Origin of the sequence: Methylobacterium sp. Leaf469 (genome assembly GCF_001424745.1) — a bacterium.
Taxonomy (GTDB): Bacteria; Pseudomonadota; Alphaproteobacteria; order Rhizobiales; family Beijerinckiaceae; genus Methylobacterium.
In genome coordinates, this window is the sequence record NZ_LMRE01000004.1 from 51,959 (window position 1) to 69,121 (window position 17,163).

Here is a 17,163-nt window from a genome sequence, read left to right on the forward strand (position 1 = left end):
ACCCCGAACGCGAGAGGCGATCAGCGTGACCAAGACCGACATCACCAAGGTACAGGACTTCCTCCGCCGGACCTTCGCCAACGCCAACATCCGCCTCGTGCCCCGCCCGAAGAAGGACGATTCGGCCGAGGTCTATATCGGCGAGGAGTTCCTGGGCGTGGTCTCCGTGGACGACGAAGACGGCGACCGCTCGTTCAACTTCGCCATGGCGATCCTCGACATCGACCTGGAAGACTAGAGCTTCGTCCTGGATATCGTATCCAGGACGAAGCTCTAGTGCCATGTTTTTGCGTCGACTTTTCCGAAATCCGGCGTCCACCTCTCGGGTCGACGCTCCAAGGGTCTCCGGCGCGACGGGCCATCGGCCGATGGCCTGTGCGCGGACTTAACCCTGAGACGAAGAAAGTCTTAACGTTTCGTAAACGGCAGGGCAGAGTGGGCTTCACGGTTCGTTAAGCGTGGAGCGTTTGCGTGATGACCCTCAGCCCCTCGGCCCTCGACTCCCTCCAGACCCTGTGCGTCGGCCTCGCCCTGTCGGGTCTGCTCGCCAGCGCCTTCGAACTGTTCACGGAGCGCCGCGCGAGCTTCAGCCTGCTGGAGCGCGGCGGCGTCACCGCCGTGGCGGCCCTGCCGATGCTGGCCTTCGGCGCCCCCTTCATCATCCTGCGCAACACCGTGCGGGGCCGGCGCTTCGAGCGCCGGCCAATCCCCTTCGTGATGATCGCCACGATGATCGCCTGCGGCTGGAGCCTGATGTCGGGCCGGGTCGCCCTCGATCTCGCCCACCTGATCGTCGGCGCCTGACGCCTACCGGTTGGCCGTGGCGACGGGCGAGGCGCCGCCGTTGAGGGTGACCCAGGCCGGCCCGTCCTGGCCCTCGCGCTTGATGAAGGTGTAGCCCGTACGCGGTCCGGACAGGATCGCGTTGGTCTTGTTATCGAGGATGAGGTCGCCCCGGTCGGTCCGCACCATGAGGACCGCATGGCCCTCGCCGATGTCATCGATGACCACGGTCATCCGCAGGGCGCGCCGGGGCAGGCCGCGTTCCACCAGCATCCGCCGCTTCAACAGCTGGAAATCCTCGCAATCGCCCGCGCCGTCGTCGGGAAAATCCCAGCGATCGACGACGCCCCAATGGGCCATATCGGTGAGGGGGCGGATGCGCGCGTTGACCCGGCGGTTGACGCCGTCGAGGGTCGACCGGACCGCCGGCGTCAGGGTGATGCGGGTCGGCTCCGCGAGGTCGACGGCGCATTCGCCGGGGTGGCGCCCGCAGAACGCGTTCCAGGCCGCCACCGGGCGCGCATCGGTGCCGGCCCCCAGGGCGGGCGCATCGGGGAGGGCGGCGAGGGCGCGGTCCTGGGCGGGCCGGGCCTGCGTCCCGGCACCGCCGAGGAGCAGGATCGAGCCGACGAGGGAGCAGCGGGCCAAGCGGCCGAGACGCTCGCGAAGGGCGCCCCCCTGGCTCGTCGTCGGTTCGCCGAGGCTGTGCAGAATCGCGTGCCGCATCCGGGTCGCCCTGCCGTCCATTGCTGATACGGCAAAGTTGGCACGGCGGAGCCCGGCGCTCAATCGTAAAGTTAAACCCCTGTTAACCGCCTCGGCAGCGTCCGGTTCCAATTCGCCGCGTGGGCGGCATCCGCACCCGCATCGCGATCGGAGCGATCGCTGCGGGCGGGCCGGCGTCAGCGATTCGCGGTGGTGGTGGGGGAGGTCACGCCGCCCAGCGAAACCCAGGCCACCGCCTCGGTGCCCTCGCGCTTGATGAAGACGTACCCGGTGCGGTGCCACGGCAGGACGGCACTGGTCTTGTTGTCGAGGACGAAGTCGCCCCGGTCGGTGATCAGGGTGAGCACCGCGTGGCCCTCGCCCTTCTCGTCGATGACCACGGTCATCCGCATGGCCCGGCGCGGCAGGCCGGAAATCCCAGCGGTCGGGGGTGCCCCAGTGGTCGAGGTCGGTCACGGGGCGGATCTGGGCGTTGATCCGGCGGTTCACCGTCGCGATGGTGGTCCAGGCCGCCGGGGTCAGGGCGATCCGCGCCGGCTCGTTCGCGTCGATGGCGCATTCGGCGGCGTAGCGCTCGCAGAAGGCGACCCACGCGGCGATGGGACGGGCGGCCCCGACGGGGGCCGCGAGGGTGGCGGGGGCCGGCAGGGCCGCGAGGGTGGTCTGGGCGCGGGGGGCGGTCGAACCCAGGGCCGTGGCCAGCACCACCAAGGCTCCCAGAGCGATCGTCTTCATCCCGCGCATCGCAACCCCCGTCGTCAACGAGGTCACGATGCGGTGGCGGCGGCTGCCCCGCGCTGAAGCCGATCCGCGCAATTTTATCGATTCGGCCCGGTGGCGTCAGCTCCCGCGCGACAGGACCAACTCGCCGCTTCCGCCATCGTTAGGAAGTGCGGCGTCGGATTCACGGTCCGGAAACCATCGGGCCCGCCCGCGATCCGGTGCGGGCCGGCGCGCGTGCATTCCCGTCAGAGCCGAAGGCCTTCGTGGAACAGATCCGGCGAGATCGGCAGCAGGAAGTTCACGCCGATGCCCCCCTCGAAGTGACGCACCACCCGCCCGGGGGTCCGTCCGACCACGACGCTGCTGCCGAGGGCCGGTACGATGCCGGTGCTGAGGGCGACGCCGGACATCGAGACGTCGACGATCCGCACCGGAATCTCGCGGCCGGTGTCGAAGCGCAGGGTCGTGGCGAGGTTGACGGGCTTGAGGCGCTCGTGGGTTCGGCCCTCGGGCAGCCCGAGGTTCTCGCGGTTGGCGAGCCAAGTCAGCTGGGAGGCGATCTTCTCGCGCTTGCGCGGGGTCGCGCTGAGGCGCACGGCGAAGCCCTCGGGCATCAGGCGGGCGATGGTGCCTTCGAGGCGGCCGATCTCCTCCAGATACAGCACCACGCGTTCGTCGAGCAGACCCGGCTCGACGCAGGTGAGGCGCACGCCGCCCGGGGACATGTCCACGGTCTGGCACGGAAATTCCCGGCGGTCGGTGAGCATGTAGCGGCCGAGCAGGGCGACCTTGACCCGCTGATGGCGGCGAAGGTCCGATGCGCGGATGCCGCGTGTCAGTTTCGCCTCGGGGCGTACGAGGGCCTCAAGCATGATGGACCAAGGTCTCGGTTTCGTAACGGTAACGAACCCTAGACGACCCTTGGTTACGAAACCCTTCAGCAACCCGGCCGAAATCACGCCCTACGTGTAGTTCGCCATCGACGCGATCCGCCCCAGGAACAGAGGCGTCGCGGAGCCGGCAGGCCTATGGTCGCTCTTGCAGAGCGTGGCCGAAACCATGCCTCTCCGGCCATGACGACTTGGCCTCTACGTGAACGATCTCGATGATTTGATCACGGCGGCCCGCGAATTCGAGCCCGGCCCAACCCTGTTGGATCGTTTCAGCCTTCGAAATCCCTGATCGTCGCCCGGGCGTCTCGCCTAAGTCGGCACCGACATCGGCGACGGAGCGCTCAGCCCCGGCCGCCCGGATGGACCAGCAGGTGCCCGCGGCGGAAGGGCAGCGAGTCGTTGGCGGGCGTCGGCAGGTTGCGCAGGGCCGCCTCGGCGTCGTCCATGCGCCGCGGGGCGGGCTCCAGCACGCGCAGGGAGGTGGTGCGCAGGCGCGTGACCGGACGCAGGCCGAGCCAGTGCGGCACGCAATGCGGGCTGAGGGCGCCGAGGATCCGCGTCTGGGTCTGGCCCCGATGGCGCAGGGGGAGGAGGATGAGTTCGAGGTCGATGGTCTCGTTGCGCACCGTCGTGCCGGTGAGCCCGGCCACCATGCCGAGGGTGTCCACCGCGACGGTCTCGACGAGGCGCCACGGGTCGGCGTCGGGCGCGCCCCACAGGTCCGAGAACGCGTCGGCGCGCAGCTCGCGGCCGAACAGGGCGCAGACGCGGGTGCCGGCCAGGCGCACCGACGCGGCGCTGCCCGGCACGTCGACCTCGAGGATCAGGCTGTCGGCGAGGAGGTTGCGAATCGCACCGGGTTCGATTTCGCTGCGCTCGGGGGCGGCCCGCTCCCGGCGCAGACCATCCCAGTAACTGTGGAGCAGGCGACTGGTCGGATGCTTCATGGTGTCCTGCGGTGGCACGGCCCGTGGGGGCATCTTCGGGATGAGTTCCATTTCGGGACACGGGCAACCGTGCCGTGAAGGAATTCTTCATCCCTGCGCACACCCTATGCCGCCCCTTCGGGACGCGCGCGCTTAACTCTTGTGTAAGGTTAATATCCTTAAGGTTAAGGGTTCCGTCCATCCGCCGCGGCAGGTTTCCCCTGCAAGTTTCGCGAATCCGGGGGTTGCCGCGTCCGCGAAAGCCCGAACATGGTGGCGCCATGGATGCCATGCCCGACCTGCCCCGCCAGAACCGCGTACCGATCTTCAACATGCCGGGCGTGGTCACGGCCTCCATCGCTGTGCTGCTGGGCATCCACGCCCTGCGCGAATTCATCCTCCCCGATGCCTGGGACATCTGGGCCCTCATCCACCTCGCCCTGATCCCGGGGCGGTGGAGCGTGGCCATCGACCCGTCGCGCATCGCGGACCTGCTGACGGCGGCCTCCGCCGCCGGCGACCCGGAAGTGATGGATGCCCGCCAGGCCTTCGCCCGCTACATCGCGGCCGAACCGGACGCGAGCCCCTGGACCTTCGCGACCTACGCCCTCCTGCACGGCTCGTGGACGCACGTGATCTTCAACACCGTCTGGCTCGCCGCCTTCGGCTCGCCCGTGGCGCGCCGCTACGGCGCCTGGCGCTTCGGACTCGTCGCCCTCGTGGGCGCGGTCGCCGGGGGGGGCCTGCACGTGGTGCTCGATCCCTTGAGCACGGCGCCCCTCATCGGCGCCTCGGCGGGCGTTTCGGCCCTGATGGCCGCCGCCGCGCGCTTCGTGTTCCAGCCGCCCCCCGCCTTCACGCCGGCCCAGCCGTGGCACCTGGCGCCGCGCCAGTGCCTGCAGACGATCCCGGAACTCATGCGCAACCGCACGGCGGTGGTGTTCCTGGTGATCTGGCTCGCGACCAACTTCCTGTTCGGCATCATCGCTCTGCCGCTCGGCGCCGAGGCGACGGCGGTCGCCTGGGACGCGCATCTCGGCGGCTTCCTCGTCGGGTTCTTCCTGCTGCCGCTGATCGACCGTCATCCGGGCTGACGAACCGGCCATCGCTCGCTGCCTTCGCCGGACGGGCGCGGCGCCCACCCGGTCCGTCGGGAAACGCGCGCCCGGCGTTCGCACGCGCGCTGCCGCTTGCCAGAACGCGACGCGGGCCACACAATCGCCACAGAGCCTCCCCGCGTCCGAGACCGGGACGCCGGAGCCGATCGATCAAGAACCGCGAGCCAGGGGCAAACCCGGCCGCAAGGCCGTGTGCCCCCACCAGGAAGGAAAGACCCATGACCGTCGCCCGCATTCTCGCCGAGAAAGGCCGCTCCGTCGTCACCGTGGAGCCGCAGCGCACCCTCGACGAGGCGATCCATCTGCTCGCCGAGAAGCGCATCGGCGCCGTCGTCGTCAGCGATGCCGCGGGCACGGTGCTGGGCATCCTGTCCGAGCGCGACATCATGCGGGCGCTCGCCCGCCAGGGGGCCGGGGCGCTCGATGCCCTGGTCTCGGAGCACATGACCGCCACCGTCGTCACCTGCGCCCGCGACACCAGCGTCGAGGACGTGATGCACCTCATGACCGACGGCCGCTTCCGCCACGTTCCCGTTCTGGAGGAGGGGCGCCTCGCCGGCCTCATCTCCATCGGCGACGTGGTCAAGCGCCGGATCGCGGCCGTGGAGGCGGAGCATCAGGCCATGCGCGACTACATCACCATGGCGTGACCCCTCCGCCCCCCCCTCGCCCCGATCGAGGGACGGGGCGATCAGACCCTGGCGGCCGCCGACGCGAGGGTCGCGCGGATGGCCGGCAGGGCGGCACGGGCGGCCTGGCGGCCGAGTTCGATCCCCTCCGCCGCGCGGTGGAACTCGAACAATCCCATCTCGGCGAGGCGCGGCGAGATGGTGACGTCGGGCGGATCGCCGGCCAGGCGCGCCCGCGAGATCTTGTCCTGGGTGATGTTGAAGGCATCGAGCATCACCCGGGCCATGCCGGGGCTCGGCGTCTCCGGCGGTGCGCGCCGGCCGCGTCGGAACAGGGCCCAGGACCGGCGGCGGCGCGGGGCCGGAGCCGGCCGCGCCTCGTCCGCGCGCTCGTCCGGGTCGAGGACCACCGGTCCGCCGGCCTCGCGCGGGTCGCCGTTGAGATTGATGCAGATCACCACATCCGCCCCGAGGGCGCGGGCGAGGCCGACGGGGACCGGGTTGACCAGGGTCCCGTCCATGAGGAGACGGCCGCCGAGCCGCACGGGCGGAAACACCCCCGGCAGGGCGTAGGAGGCGCGAAGCGCCTCCACGAGGTTGCCGCGCGTCAGCCAGACCTCCTCGCCGCTGCCGAGATCGGTGGCCACGCTGGCGAACCGGACGGCGAGATGCTCGACGCGGCGGTCGGCGAGGTCGCGCTCCAGGCGCTGGCGCAGGCGAGCCCCCGCGATGAGGCCGGAGCCGAGGCGCAGATCGAGGAGGCCGACGACGCGGCGCTTGGTCAGGGACAGGGCGAAGGTCTTGAGCAGGCCGAGCTGGCCCGCCGCATAGCAACCACCGACGACGGCGCCGATGGAGCAGCCCGTCACCACGCCCGGATGGATTCCGGACTCCTCCAGCACCTCGATGGCGCCGATATGCGACCAGCCCCGGGCGGAGCCGCCACCGAGCGCCAGGCCGATGCGGGGGCTGCGCGGGGCAGGGGCCGCGACGGGCTCGACCGCATCGGCGCCGAAGCGCCCGCGCTCGCCGCCCGACCCGTCCCAGGTCATGGCGCACAGGTCATGGCGAGAGACAGGTCATGGCGGGAGGATCGTCGCCGCGGGAATCATGGTGCCGCGCCGGCGTGCAGGCGCACGGGACCGTCCGGGGATCCGAGTTCGACCGCGCGATAGAAGCAGTCGCGCCGCCCCGTGTGGCAGCAGCCGCCGTCGCCGCCGACGGCGACGCGGATGAGGACCGCGTCCTGGTCGCAATCGACCCGCATCTCGACGACGCGCTGGATCTGACCGGAGGTGGCGCCCTTGTGCCAGAGCTCCCCGCGCGAGCGCGACCAGTACCAGGCCTCCCCCGTCTCCAGGGTGCGGGCGAGGGATTCGGCGTTCATGTGGGCGAGCATGAGCACCTGCCCGTCGGTGGCGTCGACGGCGATGCAGGCGATGAGGCCGTTGGCGTCGAAGCGGGGGGTGAAGACCGTCCCCTCCTCGACCGCGGCCTTCGTACCGGGTGCGGCGAAGGCGATCGTCATCGCGACGCTCAGGGCTTGTTGCGCACGAGGGTCAGGAAGCGGACCTGCTCGTTGGCGTCGTTCCGGAACGCGCCGCGGAACTGGGTGGTGATGGTCGAGACGCCGGCCTTCTGCACCCCGCGCATGGCCATGCACAGGTGCTCGGCCTCGAGCATCACGGCGATGCCACGGGGCTTGAGGATGCTCTCGATCACGTCGGCGATCTGCGCCGTCATGGTCTCCTGGGTCTGCAGCCGGCGCGCGAAGGTATCGACCACGCGGGCGAGCTTCGACAGGCCGACCACGCCCTTGGTCGGATAATAGGCGATGTGGGCGAGCCCCATGAACGGCACCATGTGGTGCTCGCAATGGGAGTAGAACGGGATGTCGCGCACGAGGACGATGTCGGAATACCCTTCGACCTCCTCGAACACCCGCTCGAGGAGCTTGTCGGCATCCTGCTCGTAGCCGCCGAAGAGCTGGCCGTAGGCCTTGGCGACGCGGGCGGGGGTGTCGCGCAGGCCCTCGCGGTTCGGATCGTCGCCGGCCCAGCGCAGGAGGGTCCGCACGGCGGCCTCGGCCTCCTCGCGACTCGGGCGCCCGGTGGCGATAGCCTCGGGCACGCGCTTGGCGGAGGCCGGCAAGGGAGCGATCTCGGGAGCGATCTCCGCAGCAGGCACCGGGGCGTTGTCGTTGCGCATGCCGTTGAGGGACGCCGCCGGAGCGGACCCGTTCGGACGCGCCGTATCCGGGGTTTTGGGAGCCATCCGCGAATCCTCCGTCTCGGTCAGGCGGTAGGACAGGGATTTGAGCGCAGCATCCATGGCATCTTCCGCCCGAGCGATCCGGGTCGTCATCGTGTTGCTGTCGGGCTTGGCGTACATCGTCGAACCACTGGCCGTCTGGGGCATCGGCCGGCGGGGACGCCCTGGCCGCAGGCGCGACCCTGGCCGTGGGCGCAGCCCGGATCGACGATCCGCCTCCTCGCGAAACGGTGCGTTGGCGCCTATATCGTCGTTATCGCGTCGCCGCGCAATGCGGGGCGCGCGGATCAGACAACCGGGACCGGACGCCGGCCTCGAACGAGGCTGCTGCAGGGATCCTGCCGAGAGGACGCCGCCTATGCTCGACGACATCTACAACCGTCGCATCCTCGAACTCGCCGCCGACATTCCCCGCCTCGGGCGCCTGCCCACGCCCGACGCCAGCGCCACCGCCCACTCGAAGCTCTGCGGCTCCACCGTCACGGTGGACCTGTGCGTCGCCGACGGGGTCGTCACGGATTTCGCCCACGAGGTGAAGGCCTGCGCCCTGGGCCAGGCGTCGTCCTCCCTGATGGCCCGCCACGTGGTCGGGGCCACGGCCGACGAGTTGCGGCGCGCGCGCGAGGCCATGCGGGCGATGCTGAAGGAGAACGGCCCCGGCCCCCAGGGCCCGTGGGCGGACTTCGCCGTGCTGGAGCCCGTGCGCGACTTCAAGGCCCGCCACGCCTCGACGCTGCTCACCTTCGACGCCGTAGTGAACGCCCTGGATCAGATCGCCACCGGCACGCCCGTCGGCAATCCGCAGGCCGCCGCAGGCCCACAGGCGGCCGCCTGAGCATGGTCCGGCGCGCCGCCCATGGGGCGATCCGCGCCTACCAGCTCACCCTGTCGGGCCTGATCGGCCGCCAGTGCCGGCACTGGCCGTCGTGCTCCGCCTACACGGACGAAGCGATCGGGCGACACGGGCTCTGGGCCGGCGGCTGGATCGGCCTGTCGCGAATCTGCCGCTGCGGCCCCTTCGGAACCCATGGCATCGACCTCGTGCCGGAGGCGCTGCCGCCCCGTGCCCAGTGGTTCGTGCCGTGGCGCTTCGGCCGCTGGCGCGGCGTGAACGCCCCGGCCTCGCCATTCGCGTGCGAGGCGGTCGAAGCGCGTCCCGCCCCGCTCACCCCCCGCTCACCCACCGCATCACCACCAGCGTCCCCGTGACCGTGAGCGCCCCGCCGATGCGGGTGGCGATCTGGGCGAACGGCATCAGGCTCATGCGGTTGGCCGCCGTCAGGATGGCGACGTCGCCGGTGCCGCCCTGGCCGCTGTGGCAGGCGTTCACGATGGCGGTCTCGATGGGGTACAGGCCGAGCCGGCGCCCCACCACGAAGCCCGTCGCCATGAGAGTCACCACGGTGGACACGATGGTGATGAGGTTCGGGATCGTGAAGGCCGCGACGAGCTTGTCCCAGGGGGTCAGCGACACGCCGACGGCAAAGAGCAGCGGGTAGGTCATGCTGACCTGCACGAACTTGTAGGCGACGAAGCCGCCGGCCTGGAGCCGCGGCGACACGGCGCTGGCGAGCTTCGCCATCACCGCGAGGAACAGCATCGCCACGGGGGCGGGCAGGCCGGTGAGGTGGTGCATCATCACGCCGAGCAGGTAGAGCGTCACCGCCGTCAGCGCCGCCGCGCCCACGGTGGCGGCGTCGACGGGGATGTCCTCCGCCTTCACGGCGGCGACGTCGTTCTCCCGGTCGGGCTGCAGCCGGCCCTCGCCGGTGAGGTGGGGCAGGCGCTTGCCGACGGCATTGAGGGTGCCGGCCAGGACGATGGCCGTGAGGCTGCCGAGCATCACCGGCGGCAGCACCTGGGCAAACACGTCGCCCTGGCCCTGACCGAGGATCGCCGCGTAGCCGATGGAGAGCGGGATCGCGCCCTCGCCGACGCCGCCGGCCATGATCGGCACCACGAGGAAGAAGAAGGTGTTGTAGGCGCCCAGCCCCAGCAGGGTGCCCACCAGGGTACCGACGATCCCGGCCGCCACGGAGCCCGCAGCCAGGGGCACGAAGATCTTGAGGAAGCCCTTGATCAGGACGTCGCGGTCCATGCCTAAGATGCTGCCGACGATGATGGTGGCGATGTAGAGGTAGAGGAAGTTGGTGAACTTGGTGAAATCCACGATCGCCTTGAAGATCTGCGGCGGGATCCACCCGTAGAACACCAGGGCCGAGGGGATGAAGGTCGCGAAGATCGCCCCCGCGCCGATGCTGCGCAGCACCGGCAGCCGCTTGCCGATCTCGGCGCAGGTGAAGCCCCCGAGCACCAGCACGGCGATCATCGTCGGCGCGTCCGATTTGATCTCGCCCTCCTGGGTCAGGATCGCCAGCAGGACGACGAGGATCGCGTAGACCGGGAGCGGGATGATGCCGATCTTGATGTCGACGATCCGCCACCAGCCCTGCGGCCAGAATTTCTTCGCGGGCGCCCCGACCGCGCCGTGGGTCTCCGCCGGGGAGACGGAGAGGGGATTCGACATGGGTGTTCTCCCGTGAGCCCGTCGCCCCATGGGGCCGGCTCGCCTGTTCGAACCTCGTGGCGGCGCGTGTCCTGGCGCATGTGCTGGCCGACGCCCCGCCCGGGTCCGTATGCGGACGATGGGCTGTCCGGAGCGGCGGGTTGTCAACGTCAGCTTGTATCAACCGCGCCGGATCGTAGCTGAACGCCATCCGCCGCGCGTCGGACGGGTCCCGGACGCGCGGCGGATTCCTTCCCTCCGCGAAACGGTCTAAACGGCCGGGCACGGCGCGTGTCGCGCCCGATCCCACCCCACCCGGCTTACCTGCTGCGTTCGCAGGAGTGAGCCACCGCAAGAGTGATCCCGATGCCCATCCTGACCTTCCCCGACGGCAACACCCGCAGCTTCGAGGATGCCGTCACCGGCCGCGCCGTCGTCGAGGGCATCGCCAAGTCGCTCGCCAAGCGCACCGTCGCCATGGCGCTGGACGGCCGGGTCCGCGACCTCTCCGACCTCATCGAGCACGATGCCCGCATCGAGTTCCTCGACCGGGCCGATCCGCGCAGCCTCGAGCTGATCCGGCACGATTGCGCCCACGTGCTCGCCGAAGCCGTGCAGGCCCTGTGGCCGGAGACGCAGGTCACCATCGGGCCCGTCATCGAGAACGGGTTCTACTACGACTTTTCCCGCGACCAGCCGTTCACCCCCGACGATTTTCCGACGATCGAAGCGAAAATGCGCGAAATCATCGCGCGTGACGCCGCCTTCACCAAGGAAGTCTGGAAGCGCGACGATATCCGAAAAATCTTCTCGGAGAAGGGCGAGGCCTACAAGGTCGAACTCGTCGACGCGATTCCCCCCGGCGAAGACCTCAACATCTACCGGCAGGGCGACTGGTTCGACCTGTGCCGCGGCCCGCACATGACTTCGACGGGCAAGGTCGGCACCGCCTTCAAGCTCATGAAGGTGGCGGGCGCCTATTGGCGCGGTGACTCCAACAACCCGATGCTGACCCGCATCTACGGCACCGCCTGGGCCACGAGGGAGGACCTCGACGCCTACCTGCACCGCCTGGAGGAGGCCGAGCGCCGCGACCACCGCCGCCTGGGGCGCGAGATGGACCTGTTCCACTTCCAGGAGGAGGGGCCGGGCGTGGTGTTCTGGCACGCCAAGGGCTGGACGGTGTTCCAGGAGCTCATCGCCTACATGCGCCGGCGCCTGAAGGGCGATTACCAGGAGGTCAACGCCCCCCAGATCCTCGACAAGGCCCTGTGGGAGACCTCCGGCCACTGGGAGTGGTACCGGGACAACATGTTCGTCACGAAGACCGAGGACGAGCGCGTCTTCGCCATCAAGCCGATGAACTGTCCCGGCCACGTGCTCATCTTCAAGCACGGCCTGAAATCCTACCGCGACCTGCCCCTGCGCATGGCGGAGTTCGGCGCGGTCTCGCGCTACGAGCCGTCCGGCGCGCTGCACGGGCTCATGCGGGTGCGGGCCTTCACGCAGGACGACGCGCACGTGTTCTGCACCGAGGACCAGCTCGCCGCCGAGTGCCTCAAGATCAACGACCTCATCCTGTCGACCTACGCCGATTTCGGCTTCGGCGACATCGTGGTGAAGCTCTCGACGCGGCCCGAGAAGCGGGTCGGGTCGGACGCCCTGTGGGACCACGCCGAGGAAGTGATGACCCGCGTGCTCGCCCAGATCGAGGAGCAGTCGGGCGGCCGGATCAAGACGGCGATCAACCCGGGCGAGGGCGCCTTCTACGGGCCGAAATTCGAGTACGTGCTGCGCGACGCCATCGGCCGCGACTGGCAGTGCGGCACCACCCAGGTGGACTTCAACCTGCCCGAGCGCTTCGGCGCGTTCTACGTCGATGCCGACAGCGGGAAGAAGCCGCCGGTCATGGTCCACCGCGCCATCTGCGGTTCCCTGGAGCGGTTCACGGGCATCCTCATCGAGCATTTCGCCGGGCATTTCCCGCTGTGGCTCGCGCCCGTGCAGATCGTTGTGGCGACCATCACGGGGGACGCCGACCCCTACGCACGGGAAGTGGTGGCGGCCGCCGACCGCCTCGGCCTCCGGGTGGAAGCCGATCTGAGAAACGAAAAGATCAACTACAAGGTCCGCGAGCATTCGCTGGCGAAGGTGCCGGTGATGCTCGTGGTGGGCCGCAAGGAGGGCGAGGAGCGCACGGTCTCGGTCCGGCGGCTGGGCAGCCAGCACACCCGCACGGGCGGCCTCGACGAGACCCTCGCGGCCCTGGTGGCGGAAGCGACCTCCCCCGACCGCATCCGCGCCGACAGCATCGCGGCGAGCGTGCCGAGCGCGGAGGTCACCCTCGACGGCCAGAACGAGGAAGCGCCGACGCCTTGAGGGACTGCGCCCCTTTCGATCCAACGATCGGAAGGGGCTTTCGGGAGCCGGTTGCACGTCCGCCGCGTTTCTTCCTATGATTGGGGACCAACGGCGCGCTGCCATGCGCGATCGACGTCGGAGGTGCCGGGATCATGACGGATGAAAAGCGTCGTGCGGCCATCAAGGTTCTGATCGCCAAGCGTACCGCCGCGAATACGGCAAGTCCCGCTGCCGCGCGGGCGGCCCTCATCGAGGAGGGCATCTATACGAAGGACGGCGAGCTTCGCGCGACTTTCGGTGGTCCGGACGAGAAGGCGACACGCGCCGCTTGAGCCGTCTCGCGACTTCCTTCGTCCTGGGTTACCACGGATGCGACGAAGCCATCGGGCGCGAGGCAATCCGTGGCGATACCGCACTCATTCAGAGCGACAAGGACTACGACTGGCTCGGGCCCGGGGCGTATTTCTGGGAATCCGATCCGAAACGCGCCTGGGAATGGGCGTAAGCGAAGTTCGCGACCTCAACGAAGGCAAAGCCCTTCGTCGTGGGTGCGGTCATCGATTTGAGACATTGCCTCGATCTGACCAATCGCGAGGATCTCGGGATCGTTCGGTTGGCTTACGATTCCTTCGCGGCAACGCAGACGATGGCGGGCCTGCCGCTACCGGAAAACCGAAACGTCAAGGGCGACCCGAATTCCGATCGTCTGTTGCGGTTCCTGGACCGGGCCGTGATCAAACATCTTCACAGCATGATTGACAGTGCGGGGGAGGGGGTCCCCGAACTGGAACCCTACGATACCGTGAGGGGGATGTTCACGGAGGGCGGTGAGCTCTACCCGGGTGCGGGATACATGCGGCGAAGCCACTCGCAGATCGCCGTCCGCAACCCGCGGTGTATCCTGGGCCTGTTTCTGCCGCTTCCCATCCGATAGGCTCTCAGCCCTTCAGAGCTTGCCCAACGCCACGGCCACGCGCGCGGCGCCGTCCTGCGGCGTGCCCGCATCCGTGTGCAGGTGGAGGTCCGGCTCGGCCGGCGCCTCGTACGCGGAGTCGATGCCGGTGAAGTTCGGGATCAGGCCGGCACGGGCGCGGCGATAGAGGCCCTTGGGGTCGCGCTTCTCGCACACGGCCAGCGGCGCATCGACGTAGACTTCGAGGAACGGGATCTCCCCCGCGATGGCGCGGGCCTGGGCGCGCTCCTTGCGGAACGGCGAGATCAGCGAGACGATGGTGACGATGCCGGAGCGCGCCAGGATGCGCGCCACCTCGGCCGCCCGGCGGATGTTCTCGATGCGGGCGGCGTCGCCGAAGCCGAGGTCGCGGCTGAGGCCCTGGCGCAGTTCGTCGCCGTCGAGGATCGTGGCCTGGTGTCCCTGCGCGGCGAGCAGGTCCTGCAGCGCTTCGGCCGTGGCCGATTTGCCCGCGCCGGACAGGCCCGTGAGCCAGACGATGGCGGGCTTCGTGAGGGCGGGTGTCATGGGCGACTCCTTCATGCCGGGCGGCCTATCAGGCCGCGCAGTTGGCGGCAAACAGCGCCAGCGCCCTCTGCATCGCCGCGTAATGCGCCGGGCTCGCCGGGTTGCGCAGCTCCGCCCCGTCCGGGACGAGGGCGGCGAAGCCCGCCTCCAGATCGGCGACGAAGCCGCGCGGCCCGACGTGTTGGCCCATCCGGTTCGTGGTGTCCACCTGGCCGCAGACGGCCCCGGCCCGGCCCATGCGGAGCCGGTCGAAGCGCGCGGTCTCGGGCGCCTTCAGGCCCCGGCCGAGGAGCGCGACGGCGGCCTGCGCGGTCTCCGGCGGAAGCGCGGAGGCCTCCGGGAGGGGCTGGGCGTGCGCGGCCGGGGCGACGAGCGTGACGAGGGTCAGGCCGACGGAAATCCAGCGGTGAAGGATCATGGGGCGGTCTCGCAGCGACGGAGCGATCAGGGCGAGGGTCACGTCGCCTTGGCGACCACCTCGATGTCCCGGTCCAGCCCGCTCTCGACCTTGAACTCGCGGGTGTAGACCTGCCCGTCGTGGCGGGCGATGAGCACGTAGTCGCCCTCCGCCAGGACCACCTGGGGGAACGCGCCGATGGCCTCCCGGATGGTGTCGCCGCCCGGCGTCAGGACGCTGAAGGCGGTACCCGCGAAGGCCTCGGCCCCGGCGGCGGCCACGAGCTTGAGGGTGACGGTGGCGGCGTGGTGGCTGAGGGTCGCGTCGGTGACCTTGCCGTTCTCGACCTTGAGGTCGGCCCGCTGGATGGCGTTCGATTCCCCGTAGGTCGAGACCACGTGGTAGGTGCCCTCGGGCAGGCGCAGCAGCTCGCCGGCCTTGACGCCGCTGCGCACCAGGCGCCCCTCGGAATTGGTGCCGATGGGCACGAACACCGAGAACGCCACCTCGGCGGGCGGGATCTTCACGTCGCCGATGGCCCCCGAGAGCTTGAGGGCTCCGGCATTGACCCTGAGCCCGTCGGAGACCGGCACCCCCGCCATGGTGAGACGCTTCGAGGCGCTGGCGAAACCGTACGTGACCGTGGCCACGTAGGCGCCGGGCGCCAGGGTGAAGGTCGGCTCGGCCGCCTCCGAGCGCGCGACGATGCCCGGCCGCACGCCGTCGGCGCGGTCCTCGTAGATGCGCCAGGCCAGCCCCGAGCGCATGGGCTTGTCGCTGCCGGCGAACACCGCCTTGAGGCTCAGGGCGGCGTCGGCCTGGGCCACGGGCGGCGGCAGCTCCGGCCCGGTGACGGAGGGGGTCGGCAGGTTCGGCCCGATCCGGTTGTGGAAGCCGCTCTCCTGGGCGCCGCCGGGCGTCGCCAGCAGGGCCGACAGTGCGACCGACAGTGCGGCGCCGAGCATCGGGCCCCTCGTCATGCGACCTCTCCCTTCGCGCATCCTTCGCGCGTCCGATCCGCATGCTCTGGAACCAGAGCGTGGCGACGGCATGACCGGCGTTCTCGGCCCGAGATCCATGCTAGATCACGCGCAGCACCGCAAGACTCCAACGGACTCCGCCTCATCCCTCCCAAAAGGTCTCGCAAAAGGTCTCGATGAACGCCACCCTCGATCTCCTGCGCACCCGCCGCTCCGTGCCCCCGATGCGCCTCGACGGCCCCGGCCCGGCGCCGGCCGAACTCGACGCGCTCCTCACGCTGGCCGCCCGGGTGCCTGACCACGGCAAGCTCGCGCCCTGGCGCTTCCTCGTCATCGCGGGCGAGGCGCGGGTGCGAATCGGCACCGTCATCGCCGACACCTACGCGGCCGACCATCCGGAGGCGGATTCCGGCCGGCTCGATCTGGAGCGGGCCCGCCTCGCCCACGCCCCCGTGGTGGTGGTGGTGGTGTCCCGCGCCGGGCCGCACGTGAAGATCCCCGAATGGGAGCAGGTGCTGTCGGCGGGCGCCGTGTGCATGAACCTCGTGGTCGCCGCCAACGCGGCGGGCTACGCCACGTCCTGGCTGACGGAATGGTACGCCTACGACCGGCGCGTCCTCGACGCCCTCGGGCTCGCCCCGAGCGAGAAGCTCGCGGGCTTCATCCACATCGGCCATCCCCAGGAGGTTCCGGGCGACCGGCCCCGGCCGGTGCTGTCCGACATCGTCACCCGGATCTGAGCCCCATGCATTACGATTCCGAGACCAAGGGCCTGCCGCACAATCCCCTGAAGGCCCTCGTCGCGCCCCGTCCCATCGGCTGGATCAGCGCGATGAACCGGGCCGGTGAAGTGAACCTGGCGCCCTATTCGTACTTCAACGCCGTGGCCTCGGGCCCCGACATGGTGATGTTCTCGTCCTCGGGCCGCAAGGACGCCATGACCTTCGCGGAGGAGGGCGGCGAGTTCGTGTGCAACTTCGCCACCTACGCCCTGCGGGAGGCCGTGAACGCCACCTCGGCCCCGCTGCCGCGCGGGCAGAGCGAGTTCGATTTCGCGGGTCTCACGCCAGTCCCATCGCGAAATGTGCGGCCGCCACGGGTGGGGGAATCGCCCGCCGCCATCGAGTGCAAGTGGGTGCAGACGGTGCCGCTGACGCCGCTCGGCGGCGGGGACGCGAACCACTTCCTGGTGATCGGGCAGGTGGTGTCGATCTACATCGACGACGCCTTCATCGTGGACGGCGTCGTCGACACCGGAGCGATGCGGCCGATCCTGCGCGCGGGCGCCTTCGACTACTTCACCGCCGAGCCGGAGACGCGCTTCTCCCTCGAGCGGCCGGCGGGCGGCGGGGGCCGGTAACTCGGCCCCG

At 70.0% G+C, this 17,163-nt stretch carries 22 protein-coding genes and 1 pseudogene; 12 read left to right on the forward strand and 11 right to left on the reverse strand.

The features are described 5' to 3' along the window. The first annotated feature begins 25 nt into the window (after positions 1-25). Both ASG60_RS05180 and ASG60_RS05185 read left to right on the forward strand, forming a co-directional pair. A complete protein-coding gene (locus tag ASG60_RS05180) occupies positions 26-238 on the forward strand; it encodes a DUF3126 family protein (RefSeq protein ID WP_056096383.1) in 213 nt (70 codons plus the stop codon). A 236-nt stretch (positions 239-474) separates the two neighbouring features. After that, positions 475-804, forward strand: a complete 330-nt coding sequence (locus tag ASG60_RS05185) for a hypothetical protein (protein ID WP_056169007.1) — start codon at positions 475-477, stop codon at positions 802-804. 3 nt (positions 805-807) lie between these two features. Here ASG60_RS05185 and ASG60_RS05190 read toward each other — a convergent pair whose 3' ends face one another. The 4 genes and pseudogenes from ASG60_RS05190 to ASG60_RS05205 all read right to left on the reverse strand — a co-directional run bounded on the left by ASG60_RS05190 (position 808) and on the right by ASG60_RS05205 (position 4,072). Then, positions 808-1,509: a transglutaminase-like cysteine peptidase gene (locus ASG60_RS05190; RefSeq protein WP_056169005.1), complete on the reverse strand. Its 702-nt coding sequence runs from the start codon at positions 1,507-1,509 to the stop codon at positions 808-810. A gap of 176 nt (positions 1,510-1,685) precedes the next feature. Beyond that, a pseudogene (locus ASG60_RS05195) lies at positions 1,686-2,253 on the reverse strand (transglutaminase-like cysteine peptidase). Between the two features lie 224 nt (positions 2,254-2,477). Beyond that, a complete protein-coding gene (locus ASG60_RS05200) occupies positions 2,478-3,104 on the reverse strand; it encodes a PilZ domain-containing protein (RefSeq protein WP_056168998.1) in 627 nt (208 codons plus the stop codon). Positions 3,105-3,466: 362 nt separating this feature from the next. Then, complete coding sequence (locus ASG60_RS05205) at positions 3,467-4,072, reverse strand: PAS domain-containing protein (RefSeq protein ID WP_056169067.1); 606 nt, start codon at positions 4,070-4,072, stop codon at positions 3,467-3,469. Between the two features lie 260 nt (positions 4,073-4,332). Here ASG60_RS05205 and ASG60_RS05210 point away from each other — a divergent pair, with 260 nt between their 5' ends. Together ASG60_RS05210 and ASG60_RS05215 are read left to right on the forward strand one after the other, a co-directional pair. Beyond that, positions 4,333-5,145, forward strand: coding sequence for a rhomboid family intramembrane serine protease (locus ASG60_RS05210; protein ID WP_056384424.1), 813 nt, complete (start codon positions 4,333-4,335; stop codon positions 5,143-5,145). Between the two features lie 242 nt (positions 5,146-5,387). Beyond that, positions 5,388-5,819, forward strand: coding sequence for a CBS domain-containing protein (locus ASG60_RS05215; RefSeq protein WP_056168992.1), 432 nt, complete (start codon positions 5,388-5,390; stop codon positions 5,817-5,819). A gap of 41 nt (positions 5,820-5,860) precedes the next feature. Here ASG60_RS05215 and ASG60_RS05220 read toward each other — a convergent pair whose 3' ends face one another. The 3 genes from ASG60_RS05220 to folE are packed head-to-tail and all read right to left on the reverse strand — an operon-like array spanning position 5,861 to position 8,189. Further along, complete coding sequence (locus tag ASG60_RS05220) at positions 5,861-6,850, reverse strand: patatin-like phospholipase family protein (protein ID WP_056262441.1); 990 nt, start codon at positions 6,848-6,850, stop codon at positions 5,861-5,863. A gap of 56 nt (positions 6,851-6,906) precedes the next feature. Further along, positions 6,907-7,326 carry a phosphoribosyl-AMP cyclohydrolase gene (hisI, locus tag ASG60_RS05225; RefSeq protein ID WP_056168987.1) on the reverse strand — a complete coding sequence of 140 codons (420 nt, stop codon included), beginning with the start codon at positions 7,324-7,326 and terminating at the stop codon, positions 6,907-6,909. An 8-nt stretch (positions 7,327-7,334) separates the two neighbouring features. Then, entirely contained in the window at positions 7,335-8,189 is an 855-nt protein-coding gene (gene folE, locus ASG60_RS05230; RefSeq protein ID WP_056168986.1) for a GTP cyclohydrolase I FolE, read from the reverse strand. 238 nt (positions 8,190-8,427) lie between these two features. Here folE and ASG60_RS05235 point away from each other — a divergent pair, with 238 nt between their 5' ends. Next, positions 8,428-8,904: an iron-sulfur cluster assembly scaffold protein gene (locus tag ASG60_RS05235; protein ID WP_056384425.1), complete on the forward strand. Its 477-nt coding sequence runs from the start codon at positions 8,428-8,430 to the stop codon at positions 8,902-8,904. Between the two features lie 2 nt (positions 8,905-8,906). Further along, positions 8,907-9,278, forward strand: a complete 372-nt coding sequence (gene yidD / locus ASG60_RS05240; protein ID WP_056384426.1) for a membrane protein insertion efficiency factor YidD — start codon at positions 8,907-8,909, stop codon at positions 9,276-9,278. On the opposite strand, the gene ASG60_RS05245 is transcribed toward yidD, so the two are convergent. Next, a complete protein-coding gene (locus ASG60_RS05245; protein ID WP_056303947.1) occupies positions 9,235-10,596 on the reverse strand; it encodes a 2-hydroxycarboxylate transporter family protein in 1,362 nt (453 codons plus the stop codon). The genes yidD and ASG60_RS05245 overlap by 44 nt on opposite strands. Positions 10,597-10,941: 345 nt before the next feature. On the opposite strand from ASG60_RS05245, the gene thrS reads away from it, so the two are divergent. The 4 genes from thrS (at position 10,942) to ASG60_RS23120 (ending at position 13,870) form a co-directional block, all read left to right on the forward strand. Continuing rightward, entirely contained in the window at positions 10,942-12,954 is a 2,013-nt protein-coding gene (gene thrS, locus ASG60_RS05250) for a threonine--tRNA ligase (RefSeq protein ID WP_056384427.1), read from the forward strand. A gap of 134 nt (positions 12,955-13,088) precedes the next feature. After that, positions 13,089-13,268 (forward strand): hypothetical protein, encoded by a 180-nt coding sequence (locus ASG60_RS05255; protein WP_156368878.1) that lies wholly within the window; start codon positions 13,089-13,091, stop codon positions 13,266-13,268. Further along, positions 13,265-13,441: a hypothetical protein gene (locus ASG60_RS23115; RefSeq protein WP_200947651.1), complete on the forward strand. Its 177-nt coding sequence runs from the start codon at positions 13,265-13,267 to the stop codon at positions 13,439-13,441. Before ASG60_RS05255 ends, ASG60_RS23115 begins: the two co-directional genes overlap by 4 nt. Positions 13,442-13,480: 39 nt before the next feature. Continuing rightward, positions 13,481-13,870, forward strand: a complete 390-nt coding sequence (locus tag ASG60_RS23120; protein ID WP_200947652.1) for a hypothetical protein — start codon at positions 13,481-13,483, stop codon at positions 13,868-13,870. A gap of 12 nt (positions 13,871-13,882) precedes the next feature. Here the strand turns inward: ASG60_RS23120 and cysC are convergent, their stop codons facing one another. From cysC to ASG60_RS05275, 3 genes are read right to left on the reverse strand one after another with little or no spacing between them, the layout of a single operon-like run. Beyond that, complete coding sequence (gene cysC, locus ASG60_RS05265) at positions 13,883-14,416, reverse strand: adenylyl-sulfate kinase (protein ID WP_244472920.1); 534 nt, start codon at positions 14,414-14,416, stop codon at positions 13,883-13,885. Positions 14,417-14,444: 28 nt separating this feature from the next. After that, entirely contained in the window at positions 14,445-14,834 is a 390-nt protein-coding gene (locus ASG60_RS05270; RefSeq protein WP_056168956.1) for a hypothetical protein, read from the reverse strand. A gap of 38 nt (positions 14,835-14,872) precedes the next feature. Further along, the gene (locus ASG60_RS05275) at positions 14,873-15,793 is read right to left on the reverse strand and encodes a hypothetical protein (protein WP_056303954.1); all 921 of its coding nucleotides are present in this window, start codon (positions 15,791-15,793) and stop codon (positions 14,873-14,875) included. A gap of 176 nt (positions 15,794-15,969) precedes the next feature. On the opposite strand from ASG60_RS05275, the gene ASG60_RS05280 reads away from it, so the two are divergent. Together ASG60_RS05280 and ASG60_RS05285 are read left to right on the forward strand one after the other, a co-directional pair. Then, a complete protein-coding gene (locus ASG60_RS05280; RefSeq protein ID WP_056262464.1) occupies positions 15,970-16,533 on the forward strand; it encodes a nitroreductase in 564 nt (187 codons plus the stop codon). Positions 16,534-16,538: 5 nt separating this feature from the next. Continuing rightward, entirely contained in the window at positions 16,539-17,153 is a 615-nt protein-coding gene (locus ASG60_RS05285) for a flavin reductase family protein (protein WP_056262467.1), read from the forward strand. Positions 17,154-17,163 lie beyond the last annotated feature (10 nt).

Bases quoted from the DNA above. Each gene is read 5' to 3' on its own strand.
- ASG60_RS05185 (WP_056169007.1), top strand. From the start codon at position 475: ATGACCCTCAGCCCCTCGGCCCTCGACTCCCTCCAGACCCTGTGCGTC.
- ASG60_RS05190 (WP_056169005.1), bottom strand. From the start codon at position 1,509: ATGCGGCACGCGATTCTGCACAGCCTCGGCGAACCGACGACGAGCCAG.
- ASG60_RS05200 (WP_056168998.1), bottom strand. From the start codon at position 3,104: ATGCTTGAGGCCCTCGTACGCCCCGAGGCGAAACTGACACGCGGCATC.
- ASG60_RS05205 (WP_056169067.1), bottom strand. From the start codon at position 4,072: ATGAAGCATCCGACCAGTCGCCTGCTCCACAGTTACTGGGATGGTCTG.
- ASG60_RS05210 (WP_056384424.1), top strand. From the start codon at position 4,333: ATGGATGCCATGCCCGACCTGCCCCGCCAGAACCGCGTACCGATCTTC.
- ASG60_RS05215 (WP_056168992.1), top strand. From the start codon at position 5,388: ATGACCGTCGCCCGCATTCTCGCCGAGAAAGGCCGCTCCGTCGTCACC.
- ASG60_RS05220 (WP_056262441.1), bottom strand. From the start codon at position 6,850: ATGACCTGGGACGGGTCGGGCGGCGAGCGCGGGCGCTTCGGCGCCGAT.
- hisI (WP_056168987.1), bottom strand. From the start codon at position 7,326: ATGACGATCGCCTTCGCCGCACCCGGTACGAAGGCCGCGGTCGAGGAG.
- folE (WP_056168986.1), bottom strand. From the start codon at position 8,189: ATGTACGCCAAGCCCGACAGCAACACGATGACGACCCGGATCGCTCGG.
- ASG60_RS05235 (WP_056384425.1), top strand. From the start codon at position 8,428: ATGCTCGACGACATCTACAACCGTCGCATCCTCGAACTCGCCGCCGAC.
- yidD (WP_056384426.1), top strand. From the start codon at position 8,907: ATGGTCCGGCGCGCCGCCCATGGGGCGATCCGCGCCTACCAGCTCACC.
- ASG60_RS05245 (WP_056303947.1), bottom strand. From the start codon at position 10,596: ATGTCGAATCCCCTCTCCGTCTCCCCGGCGGAGACCCACGGCGCGGTC.
- thrS (WP_056384427.1), top strand. From the start codon at position 10,942: ATGCCCATCCTGACCTTCCCCGACGGCAACACCCGCAGCTTCGAGGAT.
- ASG60_RS05255 (WP_156368878.1), top strand. From the start codon at position 13,089: ATGACGGATGAAAAGCGTCGTGCGGCCATCAAGGTTCTGATCGCCAAG.
- cysC (WP_244472920.1), bottom strand. From the start codon at position 14,416: ATGACACCCGCCCTCACGAAGCCCGCCATCGTCTGGCTCACGGGCCTG.
- ASG60_RS05270 (WP_056168956.1), bottom strand. From the start codon at position 14,834: ATGATCCTTCACCGCTGGATTTCCGTCGGCCTGACCCTCGTCACGCTC.
- ASG60_RS05275 (WP_056303954.1), bottom strand. From the start codon at position 15,793: ATGACGAGGGGCCCGATGCTCGGCGCCGCACTGTCGGTCGCACTGTCG.
- ASG60_RS05280 (WP_056262464.1), top strand. From the start codon at position 15,970: ATGAACGCCACCCTCGATCTCCTGCGCACCCGCCGCTCCGTGCCCCCG.
- ASG60_RS05285 (WP_056262467.1), top strand. From the start codon at position 16,539: ATGCATTACGATTCCGAGACCAAGGGCCTGCCGCACAATCCCCTGAAG.